At 32.5% G+C, this 5,573-nt stretch carries 4 protein-coding genes and 1 CRISPR repeat array; all 4 genes read right to left on the minus strand.

All coding sequences use genetic code 11. The features are described 5' to 3' along the window. Nucleotides 1-44 precede the first annotated feature (44 nt). Nucleotides 45-1,250: direct repeats of the CRISPR family, unit length 29 nt; unit sequence CTTTCTAACCCACACGGTTCAGATGTAAC. Nucleotides 1,251-1,921: 671 nt separating this feature from the next. Further along, complete coding sequence (gene metF / locus SULYE_RS05275; RefSeq protein WP_007547257.1) at nt 1,922-2,800, minus strand: methylenetetrahydrofolate reductase [NAD(P)H]; 879 nt, start codon at nt 2,798-2,800, stop codon at nt 1,922-1,924. A gap of 206 nt (nt 2,801-3,006) precedes the next feature. Further along, nucleotides 3,007-3,885: a LysR family transcriptional regulator gene (locus SULYE_RS05280; protein WP_007547258.1), complete on the minus strand. Its 879-nt coding sequence runs from the start codon at nt 3,883-3,885 to the stop codon at nt 3,007-3,009. Then, on the minus strand, nt 3,872-4,996 hold the full coding sequence (gene dxr / locus SULYE_RS05285; RefSeq protein WP_232178605.1) for a 1-deoxy-D-xylulose-5-phosphate reductoisomerase: 1,125 nt from the start codon (nt 4,994-4,996) through the stop codon (nt 3,872-3,874). Before dxr ends, SULYE_RS05280 begins: the two co-directional genes overlap by 14 nt. Before the next feature lie 6 nt (nt 4,997-5,002). Next, the coding region (locus tag SULYE_RS05290; protein WP_343122143.1) for a thioredoxin family protein at nt 5,003-5,573 on the minus strand (571 nt) is incomplete at its 5' end.

Consider the following 5,573-nt stretch of genomic DNA (forward strand, 5'->3'; position numbering starts at 1 on the left):
ATGTAACAAAAGTGAAATCGGGCAAGCAGTTAGGAAAGTAGATACTTTCTAACCCACACGGTTCAGATGTAACTAAAAACCCTGCTACTTTCTTGACAAACTTTTTATTCTTTCTAACCCACACGGTTCAGATGTAACTTGGTTCTACCTTACTACAAGAGTATCTGAATTTAACTTTCTAACCCACACGGTTCAGATGTAACTCCCCCTATGACATTAAGATGAAAATAATACATTATACTTTCTAACCCACACGGTTCAGATGTAACATTGCTAATGCTTTGAGACAAGAGATGGAGCAAGCATCTTTCTAACCCACACGGTTCAGATGTAACATTTGTTAAAAATAGAATAAAGGTTATAAATGCCAACTTTCTAACCCACACGGTTCAGATGTAACCTCTTTGAAGCATTTAATATTTATCCTTACCTTAAACTTTCTAACCCACACGGTTCAGATGTAACGTGAGAGATTTAAGTGTAACTTCATTTAAGTCGTCTCTTTCTAACCCACACGGTTCAGATGTAACGAAGAAAGGGTGTACCCCATAGAAAACACGTCATCGTCTTTCTAACCCACACGGTTCAGATGTAACAAAGATTATTAATTTAACAAACAGCCAGCCAATGGCCTTTCTAACCCACACGGTTCAGATGTAACCTTCAACTTCATAGTCTTCGTAATAGATGTGTTCTACTTTCTAACCCACACGGTTCAGATGTAACTGGTTCAGCTTAGGCTTCGGTGGCTCCTTCTCAGGTTCCTTTCTAACCCACACGGTTCAGATGTAACCATTAAAGGAGTGTATTCTTACACTTCCTTTTATACCCTTTCTAACCCACACGGTTCAGATGTAACTTCGTATGCATCAAAGATAAAGATGGTAGGATTAGACTTTCTAACCCACACGGTTCAGATGTAACAGTTATAAAGCTATCGGACGAGTTGTTAGGAAAATTCTTTCTAACCCACACGGTTCAGATGTAACGTGGATGGGTTAATATTGTCCCATATTCTTATGTAGTCTTTCTAACCCACACGGTTCAGATGTAACAGAGCTTTGGAAAGAATCAACACGAATAGAGAGCGACTTTCTAACCCACACGGTTCAGATGTAACGAATTTAGATCTCTGTTTATTGTGTTTCCGCATACCTTTCTAACCCACACGGTTCAGATGTAACTGATTTTATTATGTTTTTAATGTGCCCTTGTTTTTTTCTTTCTAACCCACACGGTTCAGATGTAACCCGTTAACTTTTAACTAAAAAATAAATTCGTAAAAGTCTTATTCAATTGCCAATGTATAAAACATTATAACATATTTTTAAAAAATCCGCAAGTTGAAGTTTTTTGCAGCAAACCTCGATATACAGAAAATATATTATTATATTTTATCCTTTAACTTCCCATAACAAGCCAACTGCTGAAAACCACAAACTCAGAAAGGGGCGGAAAATATCACTACTTAACTTCCCGATCTTAAAAAATTTTAAAATAAAAAACTCCTAAATTTCAAAAACTTGAATGCTTAAAATTTTAAAATCAAAAAGTTTTATTCAACAAATACTTATAGCTACTCTTCAAAAAATCCCTTTCAAACCATTACTACACAAACTCAAACCAAACATCAAAAAATAAAATCACATTACCAATACCTTAGCTTCACTGACTATTAAATCATCTCACTAAGCTATCACACAATCAGATAAAAATCACTAAGATATTGATAAACCAATCTCTAACGTCTCACATCTCACGTTTCACGTTCTCACGTAAAAACAAGCTTGTGCGGGCTAACCTATTCAATTGCCAAGGTTCAGTTAAAAAATAAAAAGTTAACATAAATATACAAAAAAATTTTCAACCTGTCAAGCAAAATTTACTTGTCATTCTATAGTCAAGAAATAATCTTTTTCTATCATGCCAAATAATCTTTTATATTCTCATAAATCTTTATTGTTGCATCGGATTTATTTAATGTATAAAAATGAAGACCTTTTGCGCCGTGTTTGATTAAGTCTATACACTGCAAGGTTGCAAACTCAATACCTATCTTTTTAGTCTCCTCCGGATTGTCTGCATACTTTTCAAACTTTTGAACCACCTCTTCAGGAATAGTTGCACCACACAAAGAAGCAAACTTTTTAATCTGATTAAAATTTGTTATTGGCATAATGCCGGGTATTATTGGAATATTAATTCCCGCCTTTTCGCATTTTTCTAAAAACTCATAAAAATAGCTGTTATCAAAAAACATCTGAGTTATAGAAAAATCAGCTCCTGCCTCTACTTTCTTTTTAAAGTATAAAATCTCTCTTTCAAGGTTTGAGCTTTCTGGGTGTCCTTCCGGATAAGATGCTACAGCTATACAAAAATAGTCTTTATAATTTTCTCTTATCAAACTTACAAGCTCGCTTGCATGTTTACATCCATCAGATGGAATATCTGTTTTTTCAAAATTAAGGGGCATATCTCCTCTAAGGGCAAGGATATTTTCTATTCCTATCTTTTTATAATCATCAAGAATGCTTAAAATTTCCTGCTTAGAATGACCTATACAGGTAAGGTGTGCCATTACTGTTAGGTTTGTCTCTTCATGTATTTTTTTGACTATGTCTCTTGTCTTTTCTCTCGTTGAACCACCTGCTCCATATGTGACAGACACAAAAGTCGGATTTAACGGCTGTAAGTTAGATATTGTTTCAAACAACGTTTTTTCTGCTTCTTCCGTCTTGGGTGGAAAAAATTCAAATGATATGCTAATCTTTGTATTTTTTAATTTGTCAATAATTTTCATCTTTCACCTCTGGTTAATATTTTTCAAAAATCTATAAAGGCTGCTTGCAAAAATCCACATCGTCATTCTGAGCGAAGCGAAGAATCTCATATTTTTTCTTCTCAAGTCAAAAAATCAAAAAAGAGATCCTTCGGCCTTCGGCCTCAGGATGACAAGGAAAGACAAATTTACAAAAATTTTGGAACAATCTCTATTATCTTCATCTTTCACCTCTGGTTAATATTTTTCAAAAATATATAAAATCTATTTTCAACGGATGATAATCTTATATTTTTTTGTGTGATAATGGAAAACTTTCTTGTAATTTTTAGGTCTTCAACTTCAATTTTTTTCAGATGTCCGTCATTGATTAAGTCTTCAGCAACAAGTTTAGATACAAAAGCTAAGTAATCTGAGTTTTGCACTATCTTAGCAATAGCTTTACTACTTGAAACTTCCATAGACGGACTAATTTTTATCTTTAAGCTTTGCTCTACTATATTCCTTGTTCCTGACCCAAACTCTCTGAATATAAATTTATAATTTTTTAGCTCATTTTGTGTTTTTAGATACTCACAGATAGAATTATTTTTAGATGCAATCAAGATTATCTCATCTTCATAAAATTCAGATATATCAAGCTTGTTTGATATTATGTTATCTTCTACAAGCCCTATATTAAAAATCTTTGATAGTACACCATCTTCAACTTCCTTTGAGTTGCCTATGAAAATTTTTATGCTTACTTCTGGATTTTCTGATATAAATTTTGTAATTATCTTAGGAAGAAGATAATCACCTATTGTAGAACTACAACCTATGTAAAGAATGGAAGTTTTTCTTACGTTTTTAAGATTTTCTTCCATATTCATGTAATCTTCTATTATTTTGCTTGCAAACTGATAAAGGACTTTTCCTTCTTCTGTAAGTTCAAGATTTGACTTATGTCTTCTAAACAAAGTCATTCCAAGATAATTTTCTATCTTTTTGATTTGAAGCGTCACGGTTGGCTGGGATAAAAAAAGCATCTGTGCAGCTTTAGAAAAGCTTTTTAAATCTGCAACTGCTTTAAATATTCTTAATTTGTGATAATCAAGCACTTCCATACTTCTTTGCTATCTCTGTTGCTAAATTTATTGTTTTATCAATTATATAAAATACATCATCTACAGAATCAAGTTTGTTATAATCAAACTTTTCTAAGGTCTCTAAGATAATTTTGTGTATATCTGTAAACTTTATCCTTTCTTCTAAAAAGTAGTTAACGGCTATCTCATCTGCTACAGTCAAAACTGTTGGATATACACCGCCTTTTTTACCACACTCAACGGCAAGTTTTAACAACGGAAATTTTTCTGTGTCTGGTTTTAAAAAGTTAAGCGACTTAATCTTTGTAAAATCTAAGTAATTATTAGATAAAAACTTTCTTTCAGGATAAAATAAAGCGTATGATATAGGAATTTTCATATCAGGGTTAGACATGTTAGATATAACAGTTCCATCAACAAATTCAACCATTCCGTGTATGATACTTTCTGGATGGATCAGTACATCTATTTTTTCATAAGGCATTGAAAACAGATAATGGGCTTCTATAACTTCTAACCCTTTGTTCATCAGCGTTGCACTATCTATGGTTATTTTCTTACCCATAATCCATGTTGGATGGTTTAATGCTTGTTTGACTGTGATATTTTCAAAGTCTTCAGCCGGCATGTTTACAAATGGACCGCCGGAGGCTGTTAGAATAATTCTCCTAACTTCTTTTTGATTTCTATCTTTAAGTATCTGAAAAATGGCAGAATGCTCACTGTCTATTGGAAGAATTTTTTTATACTTATCCTTAAGAAGCTCTCCAAGACAAATAATAGCTTCTTTGTTTGCAGTTGCAAGAGTTTTATTGTATTTAAGTAGTAGATAAGTAGGAAGAATGCCTTTTATTCCTGCAATTGCGTTTACAAATAAATCCAAATCAAGATTAACAGCTTGCTTTAATCCATCTTCTCCAACCAAAACCTTTGTATCATCTATATTTTTTTCTTCTGTATTTTCAACATAAACATAAGATGGTTTGAACTCTTTAATTTGATTTATAAGATTTTCAGATAACTTAGAAGCTCCAAGAAGTTCAACTTTTATTTGTTCTTTATACTTTCTGATAACATCTAACGTCTGACTTCCAACAGAACCGGTAGACCCAAGTATTCCAACTTTCAACAAAGCTTAAACTTCTCCTAATGCATTTACTATATAGCCAAAATATTCATTATCATCTTTTACGCCTACAAACTCCACTTTATCATTGATAACAGTCTTTGGAACTGCCGAAACATTATACTTCATTGCAATCTCCGGGAATGAATAACATTCATAAATAGAAGCATTTATTAATCTGCTGACTGTTGCAAAGCTAACGGCTTTAATCGTAGCAGGTGGACACCATCCGCAGGAAGTTGTTACAAAAACTTTAATATCTACTGGCTTATCTATCTCTTCTATAAACTCTAAAACTCTTTGTGATATGTGACATTCGTTATTTCCTATGATCTTTAAACTCTCTAAAAACGCCTGAAACTCTCCACCAAGAATATTTCCATAAAACTTTACGCCTGTATCTTCACCATTTCTTAAGATCTTTATAGCAGGCTTTAAATCTGAAAACTTTTTATACTCTAAATTTACTTTTTGACTGTCTTTAAAATGTTCTTCCAATGTTTTTTTAATTTTTTGAGAAATATCTTTTTCATCAAAATCACAAACCAAGGTCAAATTTTCTTTTATACCCATTTTTATT

Origin of the sequence: Sulfurihydrogenibium yellowstonense SS-5 (assembly GCF_000173615.1) — a bacterium.
Classification (GTDB): domain Bacteria; phylum Aquificota; class Aquificia; order Aquificales; family Hydrogenothermaceae; genus Sulfurihydrogenibium; species Sulfurihydrogenibium yellowstonense.

Bases quoted from the DNA above. Each gene is read 5' to 3' on its own strand.
- metF (WP_007547257.1), bottom strand. From the start codon at position 2,800: ATGAAAATTATTGACAAATTAAAAAATACAAAGATTAGCATATCATTT.
- SULYE_RS05280 (WP_007547258.1), bottom strand. From the start codon at position 3,885: ATGGAAGTGCTTGATTATCACAAATTAAGAATATTTAAAGCAGTTGCA.